Source organism: Pseudomonas sp. LY-1 (assembly GCF_053502595.1).
On record NZ_CP094353.1, the window covers coordinates 2,711,320 to 2,735,403 of the forward strand.

General features: G+C 57.8%; 17 protein-coding genes and 4 pseudogenes. 10 read left to right on the plus strand and 11 right to left on the minus strand.

Going from position 1 to position 24,084, the window contains the following annotated elements; all coding sequences use genetic code 11:
• Positions 1–156 precede the first annotated feature (156 nt).
• From norV to MOQ67_RS12605, 3 genes and pseudogenes are all read left to right on the plus strand, one after another.
• Positions 157–1,599, plus strand: a complete 1,443-nt coding sequence (gene norV, locus MOQ67_RS12595) for an anaerobic nitric oxide reductase flavorubredoxin (RefSeq protein ID WP_198718612.1) — start codon at positions 157–159, stop codon at positions 1,597–1,599.
• The gene (gene norW, locus MOQ67_RS12600; RefSeq protein ID WP_025214355.1) at positions 1,596–2,729 is read left to right on the plus strand and encodes an NADH:flavorubredoxin reductase NorW; all 1,134 of its coding nucleotides are present in this window, start codon (positions 1,596–1,598) and stop codon (positions 2,727–2,729) included. Before norV ends, norW begins: the two co-directional genes overlap by 4 nt.
• A gap of 1,138 nt (positions 2,730–3,867) precedes the next feature.
• Positions 3,868–4,137 (plus strand): annotated as a pseudogene (locus MOQ67_RS12605) (C4-dicarboxylate transporter DctA); the annotation flags it as partial.
• A 390-nt stretch (positions 4,138–4,527) separates the two neighbouring features.
• On the opposite strand, the pseudogene MOQ67_RS12610 reads toward MOQ67_RS12605, so the two are convergent.
• Positions 4,528–7,377 (minus strand): annotated as a pseudogene (locus MOQ67_RS12610) (AAA domain-containing protein); the annotation flags it as partial.
• A 70-nt stretch (positions 7,378–7,447) separates the two neighbouring features.
• Between MOQ67_RS12610 and MOQ67_RS12615 the strand changes: the two are divergent.
• Positions 7,448–8,515, plus strand: a complete 1,068-nt coding sequence (locus tag MOQ67_RS12615; RefSeq protein ID WP_448675798.1) for an IS630 family transposase — start codon at positions 7,448–7,450, stop codon at positions 8,513–8,515.
• Between the two features lie 6 nt (positions 8,516–8,521).
• On the opposite strand, the gene MOQ67_RS12620 is transcribed toward MOQ67_RS12615, so the two are convergent.
• A complete protein-coding gene (locus MOQ67_RS12620; RefSeq protein ID WP_232925576.1) occupies positions 8,522–8,905 on the minus strand; it encodes a hypothetical protein in 384 nt (127 codons plus the stop codon).
• Positions 8,906–9,517: 612 nt separating this feature from the next.
• Here MOQ67_RS12620 and MOQ67_RS12625 point away from each other — a divergent pair.
• Positions 9,518–9,788 (plus strand): annotated as a pseudogene (locus MOQ67_RS12625) (transposase); the annotation flags it as partial.
• 21 nt (positions 9,789–9,809) lie between these two features.
• Here MOQ67_RS12625 and MOQ67_RS12630 read toward each other — a convergent pair.
• A complete protein-coding gene (locus MOQ67_RS12630) occupies positions 9,810–10,604 on the minus strand; it encodes an AraC family transcriptional regulator (RefSeq protein WP_104903517.1) in 795 nt (264 codons plus the stop codon).
• A gap of 117 nt (positions 10,605–10,721) precedes the next feature.
• Between MOQ67_RS12630 and MOQ67_RS12635 the strand changes: the two genes are divergently transcribed.
• Genes MOQ67_RS12635 through MOQ67_RS12650 form a run of 4 tightly spaced genes read left to right on the plus strand, consistent with a single transcriptional unit; the run spans position 10,722 to position 13,990 of the window.
• Positions 10,722–10,910, plus strand: coding sequence for a DUF1656 domain-containing protein (locus MOQ67_RS12635; protein ID WP_046488569.1), 189 nt, complete (start codon positions 10,722–10,724; stop codon positions 10,908–10,910).
• A 10-nt stretch (positions 10,911–10,920) separates the two neighbouring features.
• Positions 10,921–11,829, plus strand: a complete 909-nt coding sequence (locus tag MOQ67_RS12640; protein ID WP_169884039.1) for an efflux RND transporter periplasmic adaptor subunit — start codon at positions 10,921–10,923, stop codon at positions 11,827–11,829.
• Positions 11,829–13,796 (plus strand): FUSC family protein, encoded by a 1,968-nt coding sequence (locus MOQ67_RS12645; protein ID WP_198718775.1) that lies wholly within the window; start codon positions 11,829–11,831, stop codon positions 13,794–13,796. Before MOQ67_RS12640 ends, MOQ67_RS12645 begins: the two co-directional genes overlap by 1 nt.
• Positions 13,793–13,990: a hypothetical protein gene (locus MOQ67_RS12650; protein ID WP_104903513.1), complete on the plus strand. Its 198-nt coding sequence runs from the start codon at positions 13,793–13,795 to the stop codon at positions 13,988–13,990. The genes MOQ67_RS12645 and MOQ67_RS12650 overlap by 4 nt, the downstream gene beginning before the upstream one ends.
• Before the next feature lie 233 nt (positions 13,991–14,223).
• Here MOQ67_RS12650 and alaE read toward each other — a convergent pair whose 3' ends face one another.
• The 3 genes from alaE to MOQ67_RS12665 all read right to left on the minus strand — a co-directional run bounded on the left by alaE (position 14,224) and on the right by MOQ67_RS12665 (position 16,149).
• Entirely contained in the window at positions 14,224–14,685 is a 462-nt protein-coding gene (gene alaE / locus MOQ67_RS12655; protein ID WP_046488563.1) for an L-alanine exporter AlaE, read from the minus strand.
• An 85-nt stretch (positions 14,686–14,770) separates the two neighbouring features.
• Positions 14,771–15,205: a VOC family protein gene (locus tag MOQ67_RS12660; protein ID WP_126587296.1), complete on the minus strand. Its 435-nt coding sequence runs from the start codon at positions 15,203–15,205 to the stop codon at positions 14,771–14,773.
• 20 nt (positions 15,206–15,225) lie between these two features.
• Entirely contained in the window at positions 15,226–16,149 is a 924-nt protein-coding gene (locus MOQ67_RS12665) for a LysR family transcriptional regulator (RefSeq protein ID WP_104903512.1), read from the minus strand.
• 178 nt (positions 16,150–16,327) lie between these two features.
• Here MOQ67_RS12665 and MOQ67_RS12670 point away from each other — a divergent pair, with 178 nt between their 5' ends.
• A complete protein-coding gene (locus MOQ67_RS12670) occupies positions 16,328–16,975 on the plus strand; it encodes a hydrolase (protein WP_104903511.1) in 648 nt (215 codons plus the stop codon).
• A gap of 569 nt (positions 16,976–17,544) precedes the next feature.
• Here the strand turns inward: MOQ67_RS12670 and MOQ67_RS12675 are convergent.
• The 5 genes and pseudogenes from MOQ67_RS12675 to MOQ67_RS12695 form a co-directional block, all read right to left on the minus strand.
• Positions 17,545–17,883 (minus strand): annotated as a pseudogene (locus tag MOQ67_RS12675) (contractile injection system protein, VgrG/Pvc8 family); the annotation flags it as partial.
• Positions 17,884–18,001: 118 nt separating this feature from the next.
• Positions 18,002–18,805, minus strand: coding sequence for a DUF6708 domain-containing protein (locus tag MOQ67_RS12680; protein ID WP_306345989.1), 804 nt, complete (start codon positions 18,803–18,805; stop codon positions 18,002–18,004).
• An 85-nt stretch (positions 18,806–18,890) separates the two neighbouring features.
• Positions 18,891–19,496, minus strand: a complete 606-nt coding sequence (locus MOQ67_RS12685) for a DUF6708 domain-containing protein (protein ID WP_232591543.1) — start codon at positions 19,494–19,496, stop codon at positions 18,891–18,893.
• Positions 19,497–19,855: 359 nt separating this feature from the next.
• Positions 19,856–23,182 carry a T6SS effector BTH_I2691 family protein gene (locus tag MOQ67_RS12690; protein ID WP_448675931.1) on the minus strand — a complete coding sequence of 1,109 codons (3,327 nt, stop codon included), beginning with the start codon at positions 23,180–23,182 and terminating at the stop codon, positions 19,856–19,858.
• Positions 23,179–23,760 carry a hypothetical protein gene (locus tag MOQ67_RS12695; protein ID WP_126587393.1) on the minus strand — a complete coding sequence of 194 codons (582 nt, stop codon included), beginning with the start codon at positions 23,758–23,760 and terminating at the stop codon, positions 23,179–23,181. Before MOQ67_RS12695 ends, MOQ67_RS12690 begins: the two co-directional genes overlap by 4 nt.
• Positions 23,761–24,084 lie beyond the last annotated feature (324 nt).

The following is a 24,084-nucleotide window of genomic DNA, read 5'->3' on the forward strand; positions in this document are numbered from 1 at the left end:
GTTTTGTCACTTTGACAATGATTAGTCATAAAGACAGTAAACGGGTAATGTCATATTGACAATATTTTTTTATTTGTCGTTTAAAATCAATGTCTTATTATCTGGCACGAACATTGCCATCTTCGGTGTAGAAATCATTTTTTACCGAGGTAGGTTATGTCAATTCTCGTCAAGAACAACATCCATTGGGTCGGTCAGCGCGATTGGGAAGTGCGGGACTTTCATGGCACAGAATACAAATGCCACAAAGGTAGCAGTTACAACAGCTATCTGATCCGTGAAGAAAAGACCGTGCTGATTGATACGGTTGATCACAGGTTCAGCCGGGAGTTCATACAGAACCTGGCGATGGAAATCGACCTGAACACGCTGGACTATATCGTCATCAATCATGCCGAAGAGGACCATGCAGGGGCGCTGACAGAACTGATGTCGCTGATCCCGAATACGCCGATCTATTGCACCGCCAATGGCGTGGACTCGATCAACGGTCATCACCATCATCCAGAGTGGGATTTCCACGTCGTACATACCAGCGATACCCTAAATGTCGGCAATGGCAAACAGCTGGTTTTCGTGGAAACTCCGATGCTGCATTGGCCAGACAGCATGATGACGTACATAACCGGCGATGCCGTACTGTTCAGTAACGACGCCTTTGGCCAACATTACTGCGACGAACACCTGTTTAATGATGAAGTGGATCAAAACGAACTGTTCGATCAGTGCCAACGTTACTACGCCAATATCCTCACGCCATTCAGTCGTCTGGTCATTCCTAAGATTACCGAGATCCTCGGTTTCAATCTGCCGGTCGATATGATTGCCACCGCTCATGGCGTGGTGTGGCGTGATAATCCGACGCAGATTGTGCACCGCTATCTGGAATGGGCGGCGGACTATCAGGAGGACCGCATCACATTGTTCTACGACACCATGTCGAATAACACCCGCATGATGGCCGATGCCATCGCACAAGGCATTCACGAAGTTGATCCGGGTGTGGCGGTGAAGATTTTCAACGTCTCGCGCCACGACAAGAATGAGATTCTGACCAACGTGTTCCGCTCAAAAGGTGTTCTGGTGGGCTCGTCCACCATGAACAACGTCATGATGCCGAAAGTCGCCGCCCTGCTGGAGGAAATAACCGGGCTGCGTTTTCGTAACAAAAAGGCTTCGGCGTTTGGCAGTTACGGCTGGAATGGTGGGGCGGTAGACCGCATTCAGACACGCTTGATGGACGCTGGTTTTGAAACCACATTGACGCTCAAAGCCAAGTGGCGGCCAGACGGTGACTCGCTTGAGGTTTGCCGAGCTCATGGCCGCGAAATTGCTCGGCAATGGGCGCTGCAACCATCGACGCAAGCACAAGTCGCACGATCTGCCGCAGCCACAACTGCCCAGGCAGAACCAATCGCGGACAACGGCCCGCGCATGCAGTGCAGTGTCTGCCAATGGATTTACGACCCGGCGATCGGGGAACCAATGCAGGATGTGCAGGCCGATACGGCCTGGTGTGATGTGCCTGATTACTTCCTGTGCCCGGAATGTTCACTGGGTAAATCGGTATTCGATGAGCTTGCTTCGGAGGCGAAATGAACAAGGAAATCGTCATTGTGGGCTCCGGCTTCGCTGCTCGTCAGGTGGTCAAGAACTTGCGCAGGCTCGATGCAGCGGTGCCCATTCGGCTGATTGCTGCAGACAGTTGCGATGAGTACAACAAGCCCGACCTGAGTCACGTCATCAGTCTCAATCAGACAGCGGACGACATGACTCGTCAGTCTGCGGCGGAGTTTGCCGAGATGTATCGGTTAACCCTGAATGCTGGTTGCCAGCTGACTGCAATTGATCGTGAAAACAAGCGTGTCAGCGCCGGCAGTGAGGCGTTCAGCTACGACAAACTGATTCTTGCCACGGGTGCGCAAGCCATCGTTCCGCCAATTCCCGGACGGGAGTGGATGGTGACTTTGAATAGTCAGCAAGAATACCGTCATGCACAACACGCTCTGAGAGCGGCAGAGCGCGTACTGATTCTGGGAGCCGGCTTGATTGGCAGTGAACTGGCAATGGATGTCAATCGTGCCGGAAAGCAAGTGGTACTGATGGATAAGTCCTGCAGCCTGCTGGCATCGTTGCTGCCTGTTGAGGTGAGTAGCCGCTTGCAGCATCGGTTATGCCAGATGGGGGTGGAAATGGTGTTCAACCAGGCTTTGGAATCCATTGAAAAGAGAGACGATAGCCTGTTGGCGACTTTGTCCAATGGCCGGCAAATCACCACCGATGTGATCATTGCCTCAATCGGATTGAAACCTGATACGACGTTAGCGGCGCAGGCTGGCCTACGGGTTGATCGTGGCATTGAAGTTGATGAACGCATGTGCACCTCTGACCCACACATATTTGCCGTTGGCGATTGCGCGCAAATCCAGGGCAAGCTGCTGCCGTTTCTACAACCCATTCAGTTAAGCGCCATGACCCTGGCGAGTAATGTGCTGGGTGGCGATGAGCAAGTGAAGTTCCCGGCGATGCTGGTGAAGATCAAGACCCCGGAAATGCCGCTGCACCTGGCCGGAGAAACCAACCGGAAGGACTTGCAATGGCAGATCAACCTTGAGGCACAGGGGCTGGTAGCCAAAGGGCTGGACATGGCAGGGCAGCTGCGGGCGTTTGTCGTCAGTGAAGACCAAATGAAGCAGGCCTTTACATTACTACGGCAACTCTCGTTGTAAATAAAATTGGCAGGGCTCACCCGGATCGACCAATCGCGCTGAGTGTTTTGTTCTTCCTAGACTTATTATCGACGTCAAGTCTGCAATCGCCAGATCGGCTTTGAGTAATTGACGTTAGACCGTCTTGCCGAACAAAAGCCGGACTTGTGTGATCGCAACTTGTATATCATGCAACCGGCCTTGACCTGCGTTGGCATGGTTTACTATCAAGAGTTCCCGAGCAAAATGCAGCTGTACCGCTTGATGTGGGCCTCGTCAGCCTTCGAAAACAGGAGAGCACAGTTCTAGGCCTAGGCTAGGCCGAACGGGTTGCGTTTCGTGCCGGGGGTGGCAGAAGGCGCGGATGGAGCAGCAGGTTCTTGTTTGGTTCGGTGGGTTCCGAGTTTCATCATCACCCTAGCCGCTCAATTCCTCAATCGTTGAGCCCAGCGCAGCGCCATAAAGTTCTGTGTACTCATCGAACACGAGCCGCGGCCACTGGTTTTGGGAATGTATTGAGGTTGGGCGCGGTCAGGCGTTGCATCATGTTATTTACCGTTCTGGTAGGCTCATCGTTCGTAACGGCGGCGCGGGTTCGTCCAATTGGCTACGGATGTAATCCAGTAGCGCAGCTTGGAATAAACCCCTTTTTGACCGTTGAAGTACTTTAAAAACAAGTCCAAAATTAAGTCTTTTCCTGCCCTGGTAAGAAAAGAAACCCTTTAGATTTCAATGGGTCGGACACCAGATACGAGTCTCGTTTCCCGCTCCAAACATAGCGCTACAGAGTTCCACTGAATTCTGTCAGCGATCGAAACAAGGACCTTCGGGTCCTTTTTTCGTTCCGGCGGGAATCACTGACATCCAGCACCATCCAGTGCGTTTAAGTCCCGATTTATGTCCCGAATGAGGATCTTGGATTTGGATATGCACTGAATCGGTTTTTTGCTGGAGCAGCTTGGATAGCGAGACGAGCATCCGCTCCTGACTCTGTTCAGGAGCTCGCTATGGCACTCTCGGATACGACCGTTCGGCCAGCCCGAATCACCGGCAATGACTACACGCTAGGCGACACGGATGGGCTTGCGCTCAACGTGACGGCCCGCGGCGGGAAAATCTGGCGTTTCAATACTGCTGGGCGGGCGTGCAGAAGCGTATGTCTCTGGGTCGCTATCCGCAAATGCTGTTGGGCGTTGATCGGTTCATGTCGGAGGCTCGGGCGATCACTAACACCATCGGCAACGGTGTGGGCACCATGGCCATTGCCAAGTGGGTCGGAGCACTGGATGTGGTGAAAATGCACAAGGCTTTGAATGGTGAGGTCGAAGCGCAAAAGTCCGATGCAGTGCAGGTGGCGGTGGCGTATGAAACTCCATCCGCGCCAGGCAGTTCTTTGCTACCTCCGTTAAACAAAGTATCCAAGGCGTGAGGAATATGGCGCTGAGCGTTACGCAATGAGCTTGCAAAGTGTCTAGAGAGTCCGTGGCGATTCAGCGAACCGCTCTACGAGGCGAACGTGCCTCTGTCCGCAGATGCTCAAAAAATCATCATCGATTAGGGAGCTTGCTCGCTCGTAGCGAGATGAGCCCAGCAGTCCTTCACCGGCCACACGACGCGTACTCATCACCTCTTAGATTACGTCTACCGGTCGACAACTCCGCTCTCGTTACGCTACAGGCGCATCAGAGTGCGATGCTACAAGCCGTGTGTAAGAACGGTTATCTGCAAAATGCCACTGATCGGAAGACGTTGCGGGGTGGAGTCGTCAGGCCGCCTCGAATACTGGAGGCGGTCTTCTGTCATGCGGGTGTATCGGCAGTCATCTGGGGATGGCGGGTAGCAGGTCCATGACGTTGCAGAAGAGATTACGCTGCCTCCAGTCATTGCGATCACCGATCACATACAGCCGGCGCTTGGCCCGGGTGGCGGCGACGTTGAGGAGGTTGGGTTGAGACACTGCCCAATTACGAGCGCCGGCGTTTTCGCTGTTTCCGCCCAGGACGAGGATGATGACAGCGGCTTCCTTGCCCTGCATGGTGTGGATGGTGCCATGTACGATCTTTCCGAGGAGGCGGTCCTTGAGCTGGTTGCGTACGTCCTGAAAGGGTGTGATTACGGCGATACTGTCGGGCGGCACGCCGTCGGCATCAAGCAACGCCAGCAGGCGTTCGAGGGCGTGCCCTTCGTTGTCGACCCAGTTGCCGGAAGAGCGACCGTTTACGTGAACCCAACCGGTGGATAGGCGGGCAGGGGTTTCCTTGGCTGGGGTCGGGGCAATGGTGCCATAAACCATTGCGCCGTCGTAGGCGATGCGGTTGGCCAGGTCGAACATCGGTTTGTCGCAGCGCCGGTGCACCACCAACGGCAAGCCTACCCAGCATTTTTGGCCTTGTGGGCCGGCCATGCGACCCCAGGGGGTGGCGTGGTCGGCAAGCGTCTGGGCGGACTGGCGGTTGGGCAGCCAGTGGGCGTCGACCTGGTAGCGGGTGCGCATGTGTTCAAGCACCGCGTTGGAGACGGTGACGATGGGCTCCAATTGCAGCGGGTCACCGACCAGTACGGCACGGCGCGCGCGCCATAGCGCGCCCACCGCAGCCTGTGGGGTGGCCTGGCCGGCTTCGTCCACCAGCAGCCAGCCGATCTCGCCGCAACCGAGGCTGCCGAATGAGCGGGCGAATGAGGCAAAGGTGCTACTGAGCACTGGCACCACCATAAACAGCGACGCCCAGGCCGAGCGCATCACGGCTTGGGACACACCACGATAGCGGCTTCCGGTCAGCAGGCTGGTGATGAAGGCCAAGTTATTGCCCAGGCGCGAGGCTTCGATCTGGAAGAAGGTGCGATGTAGCTTGAGCGCTTCAATGAACACTTTTGACCTGGCCTGGCGCCAGCCTTCGAGGATCCAGGGTTCGAGCAATTCGAGCTCGCTGCCTCTGCCAAGCTGGCCTTGCGCGAGCCAAATCAGCAGGTGTTCGGCCTGGCCGGCCTGGGCAATGCCGCGAGCCTTGTCGATTTGCAGGGTGGCGTGGCGTATGGCTTCGTTGATCTCCTGTTCGTCCGTGGCCAATTGTCGATTGAGTTGGCTGAGCTGGGCGCTGAGTCGCTGCAGTTGGCGTTGGACGCTGTCGAAGGCCTCACGGGCCAGGGCATGGGCGCCGTCGAGCAGGCGTTGCCGGGCGGACCAAGTGCGATGAGCACCCCATAGGCTGAAAAGGTTTGCGAGCAGGCCGGGCTTTTGTACAAGGTGCGCTTCGAGGGCTTGGAGTTCACGCTGCAGTTGCTCACGGGCGGGCGTTAGCTGCCGGATTTCAAGCGTGGTTTGTTCCTCGTCGAGGCTGCGGCGCTGCGTCAGGCGGATTTGACGCTCCTGTTCCTTCTGTCTGATCCGCGCCTTGGCACTGATTACGGCCTGGATCCGTTCCAGGATGTCGCTGACCTGAGCACGCAGCGCCTGTTCGGCGCCCTTGGCGTCTTCGTACTGCTTGACGGCGGCACGCCAGAGGGTGGCTTTTTCGGCGGGCGTGAGCAGCTTTATCTGCTGCGACTGCGCGTTCAGCCACTCACGCATGCCCTTGGGCGCCGGCTCGTTGTTCGCTTCCGGGTTGTCGAGCATGGGCTCACCGGTGTACAAGTCTTCGTCCGGGGCTTGGTTGTCGAGAGGTTCCAGGTTTAGAGGCGTAGGCTCGTTTTCTGACTTCGTCGCTTTAGAAGGACGTTTGCCATAGAAGAAGCGTTCGACGAACTGGGTGCGCTTGGATTTGCTGCCCAACGCTGCAGAGATCAGGCCCCAGGCAGGTCTGCCGCTGGTAAGCTCGGCGAGCTCACTGAAATATTCGGCATCGGGCAACCAGGACGGGTCGATTTTGTCGCGCTGGGGCAACTCGAGGGTTACGTTCTCGACGGCACCGTTGTTGGACGAGGCCACCACTATCTCGAAGCCGAACAGGCGCGGATCAAGTTGGTACGCATAGCGCTCGCGTCCGCCATCGTTGGCAGACTCGCGGCCATTCTGGACGAAGGCCTCCGAGGCCTTGCTCAGCGAAGCCAACACATCGGCTCGCTGCGTCACCACGGCGGCGATCAGGTCGCGCAGCAGGGTTGTCTTCCCGGTGCCTGGCGGACCGTTGACGCCCATCACGCCGGTGTCGTTGCCCAAAGTCTGCAGCAGACTGTTGACCGCCAATTGCTGGGAGTGCACCAGGCCCAGGTGCCGTTCGGCAGGCCAGCAGCCGACGGCGTAGCGCGAGGGGGCGAGGCGATCGATTAGCGCAAGGTCCGCGCGGGGTTGGTCGAGATGCAGCCGCTGGCTGGAGTCGTGCAGGCTCAGATAGCGGGCTAGCGGTTCACTGGTCTTGCCGTGGGCCAGGGCATCGGCCACGTCGGCCAGATCGCTGAGCAGGAAACTGTTGAGTGGATCGTCTTCTTGTTCGGGCTTGTCCGGGTTGATCGGCGCCGAGCGGAAGCGATGCATGCGCGGCTTGTCGCCGAACAACGCATCGAGCCCAAGGGTCTGGCGGATAAGCTCGGTCATGCTTGCCAGGTCGGCAGCCATGACCACACCTCCAAGCAGGCTGTTGGCCTGCTCGCGAAGGAACTCCTGGGTTTCGTCGAAGCCACGAGTCCAATCCTTATGGTTGATGGCGCAGCCGACAAACCACGCCTCGCTAGTGTGCCGTCTCTTAAATAAATTTCTAACCTGAGCTATGCTTCTGTGGTCAGTCAGTGCTTGGAGTGATCACATGAACTCTCAGGACATCGTGCTCAGTGAAGACGAACAAACTGAACTGAGTCGGCGCATAAGATCAGCCACGATCAGTCAGCGTGACGGTCGTCGGGCGCGGGTGATTTTGCTAGCCGCTCGAGGTTGTTCTCGTAACGAGATCGCCCAGTTGACCGGTCTCTCCGTTGTTTCAGTCACCCGCTGGTGCAAGCGTTTTCAAGAGCTGCGTCTACAAGGCCTGGTGGATCTGCCCGGGCGAGGTCGTAAGCCGTCCCTACCGGCCGAAGCGTTGAAACGGACCCTTGAGCAAGTCACTCAGCCGCGTATTGGCCAGCCTCGCTGGAGCTGTCGAAGCATGGCGCGAGTGGCCGGTATCTCACCGGCCAGCGTCCAGCGTATATGGGCCGCCAACGACATAAAACCGCACCTGACACGCACCTTCAAACTGTCCAACGATCCAAACTTCGAAGAGAAATTTTGGGACGTCATTGGGCTGTATCTGGATCCGCCGGATAAGGCACTGGTGCTCTGTTGCGATGAAAAAAGCCAGGTTCAGGCCCTCGAACGCACTCAGCCTGGACTGCCTTTGGGAATCGGGCATATCCGCACGCAATCGCACGATTATGTCCGCCACGGCACCGTTACCTTGTTCACCGCGCTGGATTATCTTCAGGGGCATTTGATCAGCAGCATTGAGCGCCAACATCGGCATCAGGAGTGGCTGGAGTTTCTCAAAAAGATCAATCGAGAAACGCCCAAGCATCTTCAGCTGCATTTGATCGTCGACAACTATGCCACGCACAAGCATCCAAAAGTGAAGGCGTGGCTGGAAAAGCATAAACGCTTCCACATGCATTTCACTCCGACTGCCAGTTCATGGATGAACATGGTTGAACGCTTCTTTCGCGACATCACGGTGTACCTGCGTAACGGCAGTTTCAGTTCGGTTCGCGAACTGGAGAGCTCAATCACCATGTTCCTGGCACTGCGAAATGCGCAGCCGACTCGCTACGTCTGGAACGCCAAGGGGGAAGACATTTTGAACAAGGTACAGCGAGCCCGTGAGGCAATGGTCTCACAGGTATGAGGAGCTTTATTTGTGAGACAGCACACTAGACAGCACCAGGCTGTCGATCACCATCATGCCCTGGCCGTTGAATTTCAATGCGAACAGGGCCGACTGCCGACGTTGCGGCTCCTTGTAGCCTTGGTCTGCACCGTAGAGCGCTTCCAACTGTCGGGCTACATCAAGATTGTCGTAGAGGTGCGCGTAGAGCGTGTGGCTCCATGCACGTTTGTTGGGTAAGGGCTGCCTGCTCAGGGGGTTGGCTGGCATCCACGGCAGAATCTGGGCTGAGACGGGGATGTCCTGGAAATAGGGCTGATAGTCGCTATCGCGCTTCTTCAGCTTGGGGACCGCCTGAGGTTGCAGTAGCTCGACAGCGTGCCAATAGCGCACTATGTTTTGCGGATTCATTTACGTCCTTGAAGCGCTTGGGTTGGATTCCTGATGGGAAGGATATCAGGCATGGGGGGCATCGCTTCCTCGTGCGGCGCGCGGAAGCGATGCTGACCGTGGGCCAGGTCAGTGATCAGTCGTTGGGCAGATGCAGTTGCACTTCTATGGCGTCCTGAAGGAGCCGGACGACCTCTATCCCGTCGTCGCTGGTTGCACACCGTTCGCTTCCACTTAGGAGGCATCGATCTGCGTCTCCGTCATCGGCACCAGACGTACGGTAGTCTCCGACGGGACTAGGTTTGAAGCGGGTTTGGAATTCGATGGAAAATTTAGCGTACCCCCACTAGTAGCTATAAATAAATCAGCTAGTTATGGCGTTTGGTGGAATCGAACTCGGGATTTTTTACATGTCAGCACGTTGTCGGTCTGCAAGAAATTCAGAGCCGCATGCGGAATGGTAAACCTCCTGAATTCGAACGTTGTCGATCATCCCCTCCGTCGAGAATAGGCAGGAGTTCGCCAAAAGCTGCCGTGGCGATAGGCAGCGGACGGCCGATTCTGTTGAAAAAGTAGCTACCCTGTTTGGCCAGCGGCAAAATTGCTTCATTGGTCGGCTGGGGATCACACAGCATGATGGGACAGCTATCGATTGGGCAGGAGCGGCATTCGTTCACCTTGAAGATCACATCCCCGCCAATCACCTTCTGCGCAGCATTGATCAGTCTCTCGATCTGAGCGACTTGCGCCATCACCTCGCCGATTTCTATACCCTGATTGAGCGTCCGTCGATTGATCCCGAAATGATGATTCGCATGCTGATCGTGTGGGCTATTGCTACGGCATTCGCTCAGAGCGGCGGTTGTGCGAAGAGGTCCATTTGAACCTGGCGTATCGCTGGTTCTGAGCCATCGCAACCCCCCGGCTAACGAGTAGCCGTACTGCGGATGTATCGAGCCGGCGATGAACCCAGCGTTTTGCGAAACATACTGATGAACGAACTGACCGACTCGTACCCGAGTGCTTCGGCGGTTCGTTGCACGGATTCGCCCTCGGCCAGGCTCTGCAATGCCACGATGATTTGCCATTGCTTGCGCCATTGACCAAATGTCAGCCCGGTTTCGCTTTTGACCAGGCGCGCCAGGGACCGCTCGCTCATGGCGACCCGGCGTGCCCACTGGGCCATGGTGCAACGATTTGACGGGTCTTGGGCCAAGCCTCGTGCGATGAAACGCAACTGCGGTGTGGCGGGAAGCGGCAGGTACAACTGTTCCGAGGGGGCCAGTTCCAATTGTTCGAGGAGCACACTCGCCAAGCGTGCATTGGCAGACGCCGGCGGGTAGTCCTGGGCTTGGGTGCTCAAGTGCAGGATCAACTCCAGGACCAGCGGTGAAAGCACCAGCGTGCAGCATTTGTGCGGTAATGCGGCCGCACCGGGTTCTACAAACAGATAGCCGATCTTGCCGTTGGCGGTAACCCGGTTGCTATGGGCAATACCGCCCGGAATCCACACGCCGAATCCCGACGGCACCATCCACACGCCATCCTCTACGGTGCAGACGATGCCGCCGTGATAAGCCACTACCAGTTGACCTTTGCGGTGCGTGTGAACAGGGAATTCGGTGTCGTTTCGCTGGCTCCCCAGCATCAACGCCACCGCGGGTTGGTCGAAACTGTCCAGTTCGAATTGATCAACCGCATAGAGATTTGTCCCGTCCACGCCGCCCTCCTCAATTGTCCGAATTTGATTATATCTTGGCAGCCTACTCAATATCGGCAAGACCTTGCAGCCCCTACCATCGTCATCAAGGCCATTGCCGACTGCGAGACTCAACCGATGCTGAGCGAAATCACGATTGCCCACCTCTACATGCCGCCCTTTTTGCTCTACCTGGGTATTACAGCGCTGGTTTACGCGCTGCTGGAGCGGATCATGCGGCGCTGGCTGGACTGGACTTGGCACCCGAGCATGGCGCGTTTCTTTGTGTCGTTGATCGTACTCTCGATCCTCGTCCTGAAGTTTTAAGGAGGGCGCGATGACGATCAAACACATCCTCAAGTCCCTCGTAACCCTTGTGCTCGGCTTGACCGCGCTGCTGCTCTGTACGCAGTTGTGGCGCGCCTATGAGCTGGCGCCCTGGACGCGGGACGGGCGTGTCAGCGCGCAAGTCATCCGTATTGCACCTGAAGTGTCCGGCCAGGTTGAACAACTGCTCGTTGGGGACAACCAGTGGGTCGCCAAGGGCGCGTTGCTGTATCAGATCGACCGGAGCGCCTATCTGCTGGCGCAGCAACAGCGAACGGCCGAGCTTGCCGAGGCGCGCAGTGTCTTCGAGCAGCGCAGCTCACAGCTCAACCGCCGCAAGCAACTCGGCGATGCCATTGCGCGGGAGGAAACCGACAATGCGGCCCGGGACCTGGTGGTGGCCAGGGCGCGTCTGGATGCGGCCCAGAGCCAGTTGGCCCATGCGCAGTTGGATCTGGACCGCACGACTATTCGTTCGCCGGTCGACGGGTATGTGACCCAGCTGCGGCTTCAGCCGGGTGACTACGCTGCGGCGGGCGATACCAATATCTTTGTGGTCGATAGCCATAGCTTCTGGGTCACCGGTTACTTCGAAGAGACCAAGCTGCCCGGTGTTCGAGTGGGGGCTACGGCGTCAATCAAGCTCATGGGCTTTTCACCGCTGCTCGAAGGGCATGTGGCGAGTATTGGCAGAGGTATTGCTGACGGCAATGAGCTGCGCAGTAACAGTGGTTTGCCTCAAGTGGCTCCAACGTTCAGCTGGATACGCCTTGCCCAGCGTGTGCCTGTCCGGATTGAACTGGACAAGGTGCCGGCAGGCGTTGAACTGGCGGCGGGGATGACCGCGAGTATCGAGGTCGTCGAGGCAGGGGCTGCAACCCGCTGGAGGCTTACGCAGTGGCTCCAGGAGTTCATGTGATGGCCCTTGCGCTGCGAATGCTGGGCGCGCTGCCTGGGGCTTGGTCGCCCGACGTATCAGGTTATGTATTGCGCAGTCTTGCAGCGGCCTCATTGGCCCTGTGGCTGGGGTTCCAATTGCACTTGGAGGCGCCGTTCTCGGGAGCTTCGACGGTGTTGTTGCTGATCCATCCGCTACAGGGTGCGGTGGTCGGCAAGGGGTTCAATCGGGTACTGGGAACCATGGTGGGTTTGGTCGCAGCCTTGGTCCTGACCGGCCTGTTCGCGCAAAAAATGCTGCTGTTCATCCTCGGGGTCGGGGTGTGGCTAGGTCTCTGTGTCGGTGCCATGACCGTGCTTCGGCACTACCAGGCTACGGCGGCAGTTGTCGCAGGCTACACCGTTTGCCTTGCCCTGGGCCCCGCCATTGTCGCCCCACAGCAAGCTTTCGATCATATCGTGGCGCGGGGCACGGCGGTGGTACTTGGGGTGCTGAGCCTGAGCCTTGTGGCGACGTTGTTCAGCCGCAAAACCGTCGAGGACAAACTGAACAAGGCGCTTAAGGACGTCTCTGCCCGCACCATGCGGTTGCTGGCCTTGCGATTTGAGGGGGAACACAGCGCGCAATCGGCTATAGCGCAGGGCCCGCTCGCCATTGATGTAAGTAAGGTGGACGAGCTGCTCGGGATCGGCCGAGGTGAGTCCCACCTGGTCCGCTCCAGGCTTGCGCCCCTGCAGGCAGGGCTTGCGTATTTGCATGCCGTGATCCTGGACGAGTCACCGGTCAATCGCTGTGGCTTGCCTGCCCTTGATCGAATTGGCGAGCAGTTGCAGCAGTTGGCCGACGCACAGCCGGGTTTTTCTGCGGCGGCTGATCGTGTCCGGGAGATGCAGCACAGCTTCGCCCACAATCATGAAAACAGTAAAAGCCAGCAGCGCTTGAGTGAACAATTGGCAGACCTGTCCAGCGCCTTGCTGTGCTTTGCCTGCTTTGAGCGCGCGCCCCAAACAGCGACCCGCGCCGTCGGTTTTCACCGCCATTACGGCGACGCGCTGCGTAACGGTTTGCGTGCCCTGGTGACCACGCTTGCAACCGCCGCTGTCTGGTACCTGACCGCCTGGGACCAAGGGCCAACGTTGTTGGCGGTGTTAGGCCCCTGCTGCACTTTGCTGGCCACTAGCGCGGCGCCCGCTCAAGGCATTGCCCGCTTCTTCAAGGGAACGCTCTACGGAATACTGGCGGCAGCGGCGTGCAAGTTTCTGGTGTTGCCACACATCAGCGGGTTCGCGTTGCTTACATTCGTGCTGATCGCATTTTGGGGCGTCGGGATTCATGCCACCACCCGGCCACGTCACGCCATGCAAGGCATTGCCTACCTGATCGCCTTTAACACGCTCGTCAGCACCGGCGGCACAGCCCAATACGATTTCACCGACTTCGCCAATCAAGCGTTCGCCTGGCTGGTAGCGCTTGCCATCTGCCTGTTGGCCTTCCAGCTACTGCCGGGAAAATCCGGCAGCCACGTACACGTCCTGACCAAGGCGCTGCACAGGGATACGCGACGATTACTCCGTCACGGGCGACGCATGGATCTGCTCAAGTGGCAGGCCAGGCAACAGCACCGATTAGTCGCTTTGCAGGCACTTTTGGGTGCTGATCACCAACAGGCTGACCAGGCCGGCTCTGTGTCCCTTCAATTGAGTCGCCGGTTGCTGGCTCTACAACGCAAAACACACGAGTTGGAACCCGACTCAGCGATCGCCAAGTGCGCGCAACGGGGAGATCGGCGAATTTCAAGGTATGCCTTCAATTCAGCGATCAGCGCGGCTCAGGCACGCCGAACGTCGAGATCGTTGATGCGGCTAGGTGCTCACGATCTGGCAGCTTGCTACCAGGATTTAGCGGGGCTGCTCGACACGTACTCAAGCATTACAAACGCGGATATCCGCACCCGTTTCAATTCAAACAGTCAGGGTGAGATGAAATGAAGCAACTTCTTATTTGGACGCTTTTCGGCATGATCGTGTCGACTCCACTGGCAGTGCAGGCCTCGGACGGGGCTGACGCGCTGGTGCGCTGGCATCAGCAATTCAAGCAAGAGCAAAAAAAACTCACTGAACGCCAAGCGGGTGGCCATGGCGCAGGTTCCAAGGCGGCTGTAAGCGGGAATGGAAGAACATGATCGGTTAGCTGATCACAACCGGCAGTGTCCATATATGGGGCACCGCTCACGGGATAGGTATGCCTGCATTCAGCAAAAAAAACCAAATTAACCCACTAACTGAGCAACAGCGGTCAACGAAGGATCGAGAAACCACTCAATGTGGTGAGTCGGTTCTCCAGTGGTGGTCGTGCCTGAGGTCAGGCAAGCTAAAAATTCGACTGTTTTCAACAGAATCGGCCAGTAGCGATCACTTAACTGTTCAGCGACATCGGCTTGTCGCCACCCGGAGGCAACCCAAACACCTTCCGTACCCCATTAAGAAACACCCCATAAGGTCGTCCCAAAGCCAGCATCATCAACGCCGCACCGAGCGTGCCGCGCACCAGCCCACCTCCCGATGCACCACTGAAGGCAATGATCGCTGCATAGATGGGCACCTGGAAACTGACGAGGGCGAGACTGTCCCACAGCATCCTGGAAACCCGGCGCTGACTGGCCCGCTTCATCACCCAATCCCGCCATAGGCCGTAAGGTCTCGCGACTGGCACCATCAGCGCTGCACCCAGAAGGCGCGCATGAAGGACCTGATCCCACGTCATGCCGGCAATGAAACGTTCATTGATGATGCCGGTGGTTGTGAAAAACAGGATTAGCGCCGTGGTGTCTGCAAAAAACGCAGTCCGACGCATTGACTGTTGCGAGCGTTGAAGCAAATTACATCTCCTGTCTTGGCTTGAACAAACAAAGCACTGGACCTTGATTCACGCACGAGGCCAGCTCAGTCAAAAGTGCCAACCCTCAGCCCAGTTGCTCAGCCAACCCTACGATGATGCCCTCAGGCCCGCGAAGATAGGCCAGTCGATAAGACTGCTCGTACTGCATCTGACCAATCACGGCTGCGCCGTGGGCCTGCATCCGCGTTATGACAGCCTCGATGTCGTCAACGGCGAACATGATGCGCCGCAGCCCCAAAGCATTCACCGGGGTGTCCACGGGCCCGAACCTGACGGCGTTGGGTGTGTGGAATTTGTCCAGTTCAATGCCTTGTCCATCGGGTGTGCGCAGCATCGCCAGGGTGGCGCGCATGTTGCCAAGCCCGATGAGGTTGCCGATTTCAGGCCCTTCGACCGTGGTCTGACCCTCAAGCGTGAGGCCTAACGCGATGAAGAAGGCCTTCATCGTCTCGAGATCGTCGACAACGATCAGCACGTTGTCCATTCGTTTGAGGGTCATGTCTGTCGCTCCTGCTTTGCTCAGCTATATGTCAACGCATCTTCCTGATGTGACAGCGGCTGCGCCGCCAGGTGCGGAGATTCGCCGAAGAACTCGATCAGCAGTTCGGTGAGCACGCGTATTTTCCGGGCGGGATGCGGACCAGGCGGGCGGATGATGTAGGCACCGGCCGTGGGGGGCGGATGGTTTGTCATAATCGGCACCAGTGCGCCCGATGCCACGTGTTCATGGGTGAGGCAGTCGGGCAGGTAGGCGACGCCGAGGCCTGCGGTCGCGGCGGCGACGAGGGCGATGCCGTTGTCGGCCTTGAAGCGTCCTTGCGGACGAACCGTGATGATCTTGTCGCCGTCCATGAATTGCCAGGCTTCGGTGCCCTGCAGGAGCGCCTGATGATCGACCAGGTCGTCCGGCGTCTCGGGCGCACCGTGCGCCTTGATGTAGTCCGTGCTCGCGACAAGCTTGGTGTAGACCGGGCCAATGCGCCTTGCGATCAGATTGGAGTCCTTCAGATAACCCACCCGAATGGCGCAATCGTAGCCCTCGGTGATGAGGTCAACGAAGCGATCACTGTAGCAAGTCTGCATATGCAACTGAGGATGACGGCGTGCCATTTCCGCCAGCACCGGTGCGAAATGAGTCGGGCCGAACGACAGCGGAACGGCCACGCGCAGGCGGCCGCGAAGGGTGCCGGCAGGCAGGATCGTTTCCTTGGCGATGTCTATCTCGGTACAGACTCTGGCGGCGTAGTCCCGGAATGTCGCGCCGGACTCAGTGAGTGCCGACCCGCGAGTGGAGCGTGCCAGCAGTTGCACACCCAGTTCGCTTTCAAGCCGGGACAGGCGGCGACTGACGATCGACTTCGATACGCCAAGACGCAGTGCAGCCTGCGAAATGCCGCCGGCATCGGCCACTTCCACGAAGGTCTGCAGTTCTTCGATATCCATGCTTGCGTTCCTCTTTTCGCGACACAGCATATCGCGCAATGCTACTACTGCCTCGAGCATGGGAACAGCACAATGGATTTCCCAGGCGCAGCATCCTTCGCACGTGTCCTGGAATCCATTACCCGCATGGGCTTCGGCCCTTTCACAAACGTGCGTCACCCATAAAAAGGATTTGCCAATGGCAAGCGAGACTCTCCGCAACCCCCACACCGACCAACTACTGACCCCGGAAAACTCGGCGTTGATTATCATCGATTATCAGCCTGTTCAGGTGTCCTCGATCCGCTCGATGCCGCGTGAGGAACTCGTCTTCAACATCACCAGCGTCGCCAAGGCGGCGGTCAACTACAACGTTCCGATCATCCACTCGACCGTTAATGTGGCAACCGGTCGCAATAAGCCGCCGATTCAGGCGTTGCAAGAGGTGCTTGGCCACCTGCCGACCTATGACCGCACCTCTATCAATAGCTGGGAGGACACTGAATTCAAACAGGCGGTCAAGGCGCTTGGGCGTAAGAAACTCATTATGACTGCGCTCTGGACCGAAGCTTGTCTGACATTCCCGGTGCTCGACGCTATCCAGGAAGGCTATGAGGTGTATGTGCCGGTCGATGCGGTTGGCGGCACATCGCTCGCCGCCCATGAGGCAGCGTTGCGCAGAATGGAACAGGCGGGCGCGAAGCTCATAAGCCGCGTGCAGATGTATTGCGAACTGCAGCGCGACTGGGCGCGAGAAGTGACCGTGCCGGGCTTTATGGGCGTGTTCGAGAACTTCGACGGGTTCAACGCTGAAAAGGCTCTGGAGGAGGCGGGCAAGAAGGCCTGATTAGCTGGCAGATGATGACGGTGGCGCTTGCAAAAGCGGGCGCTGCCTTTATTTTTGCAGTGAATAAGCCGGAGATTTTGGCACTCCCGGGCATCGTAAAACCCTTCTAGTGATGCAAGTTCACACTGATGAACTTGCTGCTGCGACTCTACGACGTCGACAGCGGGGAGATTCGTGTCGACGGCACAAAACATTGTGCACGTGCTGCACGACAGTCGGCGCAGCGCTATCGGCAGGGTTGACCACTACATAAATGCCGAACCAGAGCGCAGTAATGAATAGCAATAGACTGCCGAGAGTGAACACGAAGAATAGGGAAAACTGTGTTTAAGGTGGAAAGCTAAACCAATTCATGAGTGGGAACGGGGATATGGTAATAATGGCAATTGCTAACCATAATCCAATCCCTCGCGTTCTAACGGTAGAGCGCGGCAAATCCAAGTAAACGGAGTTTAGGTGGTTGGGTTGGGCAGCACCGGTGAATAAGGATCGGTGCTGGGAGGCTGATCCGGCATCGGCAAATCGCGCTTCCATCCGGGGGCCGGTGGGTCGAGCAAAGGTTCGGTGAAGAACGCGAGCCCCGGTTGCAGGCGTTCATCGTCACCTTCCACATGGGCCAATTTGGCGTCATTGCGCAGTGCGGCCAGCCGCGTCTTGGTGAAAGGCTTGCCGGCGATGTCGCGCTTGTAGCGGCCGGGGTAGTCGTAGCGTTCGTAGTCCTTGTGCTGGTTGTTCAGGTCCTGGTCGCCGGTGGCGGTGTGCTGCTGGTTGTAGCGCGGGTGGGTGAAGGTGTAGTCGCGTTGCACCTGGCGTGCGGTGCGCACTTGTTCGGTGTAGTGGAAGCGGGTCAGTGCCGGCTCCGTAGCATCGTCGCCGCCCATGGGCTGGTAGATCACCGGGCAGTGCTCTTTGCCGTGGATGCTGATATACGCGATTTGGCCGACCGCGCTGCTGTCGACGATTTCCAGCGAGTAGGGCGGCGCCAGGTCATGAGGGATATAGGCTGCTTCAGTTGATGGCTTGTATTCAGGGCGCGCTGCGTGACTCGAGGTCTATTTCGGCTGGCCATCGCACTTTGGGGGCCAAGCGACGCGCGAGATTGAAGGTCACGTCTTCATTGTTCCAGTCACGAGGTGGGCGGGGGAGAGTGGGCAGGGCTTGCGGGCCTTGTTGCATGAACAGTTGGGCCATGGCCCAGTACATTTCGCCTTGTTGAATTTCGTGGGCGAAATGAAAACGTTCTATTACCTGATGGGTGCCAGGTTTCACCACGGCAAGGGTGACGGTTTCGATGAGGCCGCCACTGCCCATGGGGCCGTACACGCTGCAGGCTTCGGCACGCAGGTTATCCCAGTCATAGACTTCGGCCCGAACGCCCCAAGCGGTGCGGCTGAAGGGTCTGAGGCCGTCGCGGTAAAAGCGGTATATATAGACTTTGCGTCGGAAACGGTTGAAGCGGATGGGTTCGTCACGGGGAGGGGCAACGTCCATTCGCCAGAAGTAAATCCCTAGCCACAAAGCTGTGATGAGTCCAAAAAATGCTACTAAAACGAGAGAGGTAGGGGGGGCACTATGCTCTTTAACTGCAAAAGCAACCAGCGTAGCCGGAAATCCTAGAGACAATAGAAAGATGAAAGGAACCATCCAAACACCAACTCCACGAACTCTCATCGTGGCGCGCGCCAGTTCGAGATACACATCGTCAACATGATTGGGCGGATTCGATAGTACGGGAGGATACGGTTCATTGGAGGGCGAGTCGTTTGGTCCTGGCAGATCGTGCTTCCAGCCAGGAGCAGGTTTGTCGAGTAAAGGTGTTTTAAATACCATGATGAGCAGTTCCAGTTCGGGGTGATCGCCGCTTGTATCTTTAGCCGGTCGTCGTATTAAGGCTGCTTTGGTTGATGACTTTTATTCAGGGCGCGCTGCGTGACTCCAGGTCTATTTCGGCTGGCCATCGCACTTTGGGGGCCAAGCGACGCGCGAGATTGAAAGTCACGTCTTCGTTGTTCCAGTCCCGGGGCTGGTGGGGGAAGGTGGGCAGGGCTTGCGGGCCCTGTTGCATGAACAGTTGAGCCATGGCCCAGTACATTTCGCCTTGCTGGATTTCGTGGGCGAAATGAAAGCGGTCAATGACTTGGTTTGTACCGGTTTTTACAACGGCCAAGGTCACAGTTTCGATGAGGCCGCCGCTGCCCATGGGGCCATATACGCTGCAAGCTTCGGCGCGCAGATTGTCCCAGTCATAGACTTCGGTTCTTACGCCCCAGGCGGTGCGGCTGAAGGGCCTGAGTCCATCACGGTAAAAGCGGTAGACATAGACTTTGCGTCGAAAGCGGTTGAAGCGGATGGGTTCGTCCAGGGGAGGGGTAACGTCCATTCGCCAGATATAAATGCCTAGCCATATGCCAGTAGTACATAAGATGAGGCTGAGAAAACTCAGCACAAAGGGAGGGAGATATTGCTCCGCGACAACATAGCTAATCAAACCGACAGGTATAGCCATGGACAGCAGAAACATAAAAAGTGCTATCCAAATACCCACTCCGCGAGATCGCACTGTGGCGCGTGCTAGTTCAAGGCATACATCATCAACGTGATTGGGTGGGTTTGAGAGTACAGGAGGGTATGGTTCACTTAACGGTTGTTCGTTTGGCCCCGGCAGGTCGCGCGTCCAGCCAGGAGCAGGTTTGTCGAGTAACGGTGCTGTAAATAACATGATGGAAAGTTCCAGTTCGGGGTAAGAGCTGTGTGTGACCTTTGGCTTGTCGATCAGGCAGCAGATAACCAGCAGGCAGGCACACTGTTGATGACGAGCAGCGATGGTCGCCATGGGAAAAGTAGGCAAATGCCCATGCCAAGTTCACCCAAGGCTGTGGTTTACAAGCTATCCATCAAGATGAGCTCGGCGTAGGCATCGTGAATGTCGCAATCGGGCCAGTAGGTTACCGACAAGGTCGCCGCTTCAATGTTGTGCCGGCGGCGGTCGGGCAACAGTACAACCGCGCCTTTGATGTCGTTGACCTGCGAGGTACGGTTATCGGGCAACGAGACGGTGCGAACTTCCTGCGTGGGCAGGGTGCTGTCGGCCCGGTAATCTGGCTTGTTCGGGCGTTTGGGCACAGCCAGCGCTGCTCGGCGTTCGCTGGCGGCGGTTGCCAGGGTGGGGGGATTCAGCTCGCCTTCGGCCAGCACTTCGCCGCCGGTGTACTGGTTGGCCGAGCCATCGCCGTGACGATGAACCGTTAGCGACCAGCGATAGGCCGACCGGTTGGCGTCGAAGAGCGGCAGAATCAGGTGATATTCAAGGTGCTGTTCATGGACCTGCGCGCCTACGCTACCCATGGGGCCGCCCCAGCCATGTGAGCCGCTATCGACGATTCGTAAGCGAAAATTGATTCCTGCTTCAACACCTATGGTCGCGGCATTGAGTTCGGCGATTGCGATGTGGGCGTGTTCAGGTTTGTTCCAATGAATGGGGGGAACTTCGTTGTGCAAACCAAAAAAACAACGGCGCGCCCAGCGGTCGAGTGGTGTTGATTCTTCTCCCTCGGCCCATTTGTACAAACCGTATCCTACTAGGCCGAGAAGTATGGCTATACCCAATGGACCAAGTAGTGTGCTGGTACCTGCGGCTGCTGCCCAAATGCTGGCCCCCGCTCCCAGACCAGAGGCAATGGCAGACAGGAAATAGGCTGTTGCTGCTGGAGTATCCCCTTCGTTCCGAGTGCGATTAAAAGCAAACCCCGCCCGCGTCGCATCGTACAATCCCGCCACAGCACCAATACTCCCCCCGACCCGTACAAATACGTTGCCTACGCGTGCAGTCGCTTTTGCGGCAGTCATCGCCTGGGTAGACAAGCTGCCCGCCTTCTGCATCTGCACCGCCCCTTTTTCCAAGGCGATGCCTACGATTTCCACCCCTCCACCCAACACCCCCAAACTACTTCCATACAACGCCAACCTGGCCTCAACGGCCTTTTCGCCCATGGCTTTCTCCGCTTCCTTGAGACTTTTATTCAGCGAGTCACTAAGCAGGTACATCCCGCCCATCGCCATCAAAAACTCGCTACTGCCGACCACGCCACGCAACCCGGTAAAGCCGCTGCGAACCCATCCAGCCGCCAGGTACGAGGACACCTTGACCCCCTGCAGCACCTTGCGCGCCTGCGGGTCCAGGGTGCCAACCCCAGCAGCGATTTCGACTAGCGCAGCGTGGGCACCTTTGCCTAGCTGATCCACGCCGAGGTTGGCCTGGCGCATCAGGCTGTCCTGCAGTTGGGTGACCTGGCCTTCCACCCAAACGCTGAGGGTCACGCTGAGGTTGGCTATTTTCGGGTCCAGCACCGCCAGGCTGAGCAGGCCGCCCTGAATCAGCGGGCGCACTTGCTTGCGCGCCTTGCGGGCCTCATCGTCGGTTTTACCCAACTCGTCCTTGAGGCCTTCCCAGGTGCGGTCGATGGCATCAGCGGCTTTGCGTTGCAGGTTGCGCAGGTGCTCGCATTGCAGGGCGTAGTATTCACCGAGCTTCATCTTTATCTTGAGTTCGGTCAGATGAATGCCGTTGTAGAGCAGTTGGCTGGCACTGTTGATGCGCGAAACCGCCCGGCCCACGCCAGGGCCGAGCGACGGTTGCAAGCGGGCGGCAGCGGCGTTGAGGGCACCGAGAAGCTGCGCCATGGCATGCTGTAGACGGGGGCGGACATGCTTCTTGAAGTCGTCGTTGGCGATGAGCTTGGTAATGGTGGAGTAGAGCTTTTCGCTGTCGTTCCAGTCGCTATCACCTGTGGCATTGAAACTGGGCAACAGATCGGCCAGCAAGCCTTTGTCACGCAAGAGAAGGGCGCGGTAGATCGGGCTCTGTGGGTCGTTCAGCCATTCACTCCACAGGGAGGCGGTATGGCCGTCATCTAGAGTCGCGGGCGCTTCACTGATACCACCTTCCAGGCACAGCGCCATGGTCTGGCTGTAGGCCCGCCCTGATGGGCGGTCATTACCGTCGTAGTCATTTTGCTCGACACATGCAAACAGACTGGAGCGACACGCTGCCGCATAGGCGTGTGCGCTCTGGTCGATGTAACGCTGATAATTGGCCCATTCCTCCTCATACAGTTGGTGAAACAGGGCACGGCTCTGTTCATCGTAGCGCTCTTCCAGTTTCTGGTTGTTGGCGAGTGTGCGCTTCTGGACGATCCGCTCGCGTTGCTGCTCAGGGCTGGAAAATACCGGTGGGCCATCACCGGTCATGGGCTCGACAGACGCCGGTAGGGGCGTCTGGCCTTCTGCCTGTTCGCGATGGACTTCGCGAATGGCCAGCAGTAACTGAGAGGTCTGGTAACGATAAGCCCGGTCCGGGTCGTTTATCCAGGCCTGGCGCTGCTGGACCCAGCGGTTGCGGGTGTCGTTGAGTTCCTGCACCAGACCAATAATGTCATCCAGTACAAACGCAAGGACGCCGTGTTGGAGCTTATGCTGTGGGATGGCGCTGCGCAGGAAGCCCTTCAGCGCGCTCAGGCGATGGGTACGGCTATGGAAACCATGCACGCTGTCGAATCTTGGCGCTACCTCTTGCGGCGGATGCTCATAAAAGCGCCAGTCGGTTTCGGTAGAAAGGGGCAATGGGCTCGTCGGGTGTTGCTGATATTCGTAGACCTGCTTGTCTACCCGCAGATTTTCATCCGTCATGGCCAGGCCAACGCTGGCAGGGTTGTCGCGTGCGCTGGCGAGGTCGAGTGTTTGGAATCGCTCTGAAGCCTGACCGTCCTTGTAGGCGTCCAGCACACTGGCGGGCCACGGGTCATTGGCAAAGGCCAGCCACGCTTGGGTATGTTTGTCGGTGTCGATGTTGAGGAACGATGCGGGGCAGTCGTGGTTGGCCGCGACGCAAGCAACGGACAGCGGGGTCTCGTTGGCAGGCGGTGGTGCGTAGGGGTTGAATTGACGTAGATACCCGTCCGGGCTGACCTGATAGGCCTGCCAGATTTTGCGATCCAACAATACATACAGGTAACCCGCGCGTAACGTGCGTAAGCCCAGGCGTGTATCAATGCGCACGGTATCTGGCCGCACTGGCTCATTCGGTGAGCGCGGCACCAGGGCGTGGCGCAATGGCAGGATGGGCAGCCCTTTACGTTGACAGGCCTTGCATTGATCGTTTGAAACGGCGGTTTCGGCTATGGCGATGCTCAGTTGAGTGCCCAAGGTCATTGAAGTGCTCCGGCATGGGTCAGATCCGACACGGCCCGCTGCCAGGCGTTGTCGTTGTAGGGGGCCAGCAATTGGCTAAGCGGCGCTTGCCCTTGGACCGCTTGCTCAATCAACGCTCGAACGCCGGTGTGCTGGTGCAGGTGCGGATGCAGCATCAGGCGATGCAAGGCTAATGTAAGGATGTCGTCCTGGTGGCTAAGCCCAAGCTGGCGGGCTTGCTGGATCTGGATATAGGCCTGTGCCGCCGCTTGGGGCGGGAGTGCAGCAGGGCCGTTCCAGCGGGCGGGGGCATACGCCAGCGGCAAGCGAAGGGCGCGTCGCCAACTATTCAGTAAGGAGGACACCATGAGGGCGTCCAACTGCACGGCCGCCGTGCAGATACCCATGGCGGTGCTATGTTCGGGTTTGCCCACCAAAACGCTGCCGGTACCGCTGCTGGTGGGCACCAGCCAGTGACGGATCGGCCACCAAGGCCCCTCATTGCTACGGAAGGTGCCAGCCAGCAACTCCAGGCGAAGGGGCTCATGGACCGGAAAAAACGCTCGGCCCTGCTCCACGGGAAGTTGTCCGAGCAACACGATGTGGGCACTTAGGTCTCGGGATGGAGCGCTGCTACTGAGCCAGCCGCACACGTAACGTTTGTAACGGTCCAGATCTTCATGAGCGCGTAAGGCGGATAGCGTCAATAGTTCTTGCGACGGTGAGGTCCCGGGCGTGGCGAGGGCCACCAGCACTGGGCAGGCCGATGGCGTATGGATTAGATCGGGCCGATGCAGAGGCATGACGGCGTCATTGCCAAGCGTTTGACGCAATGCCTCGATATGTAACGGATCATCTGCGGCGCAGTCGGCCAAGAGGTCGAGTAACACGTAAAGCGTAGCATCGGGTGCGTGCTGTTCGGC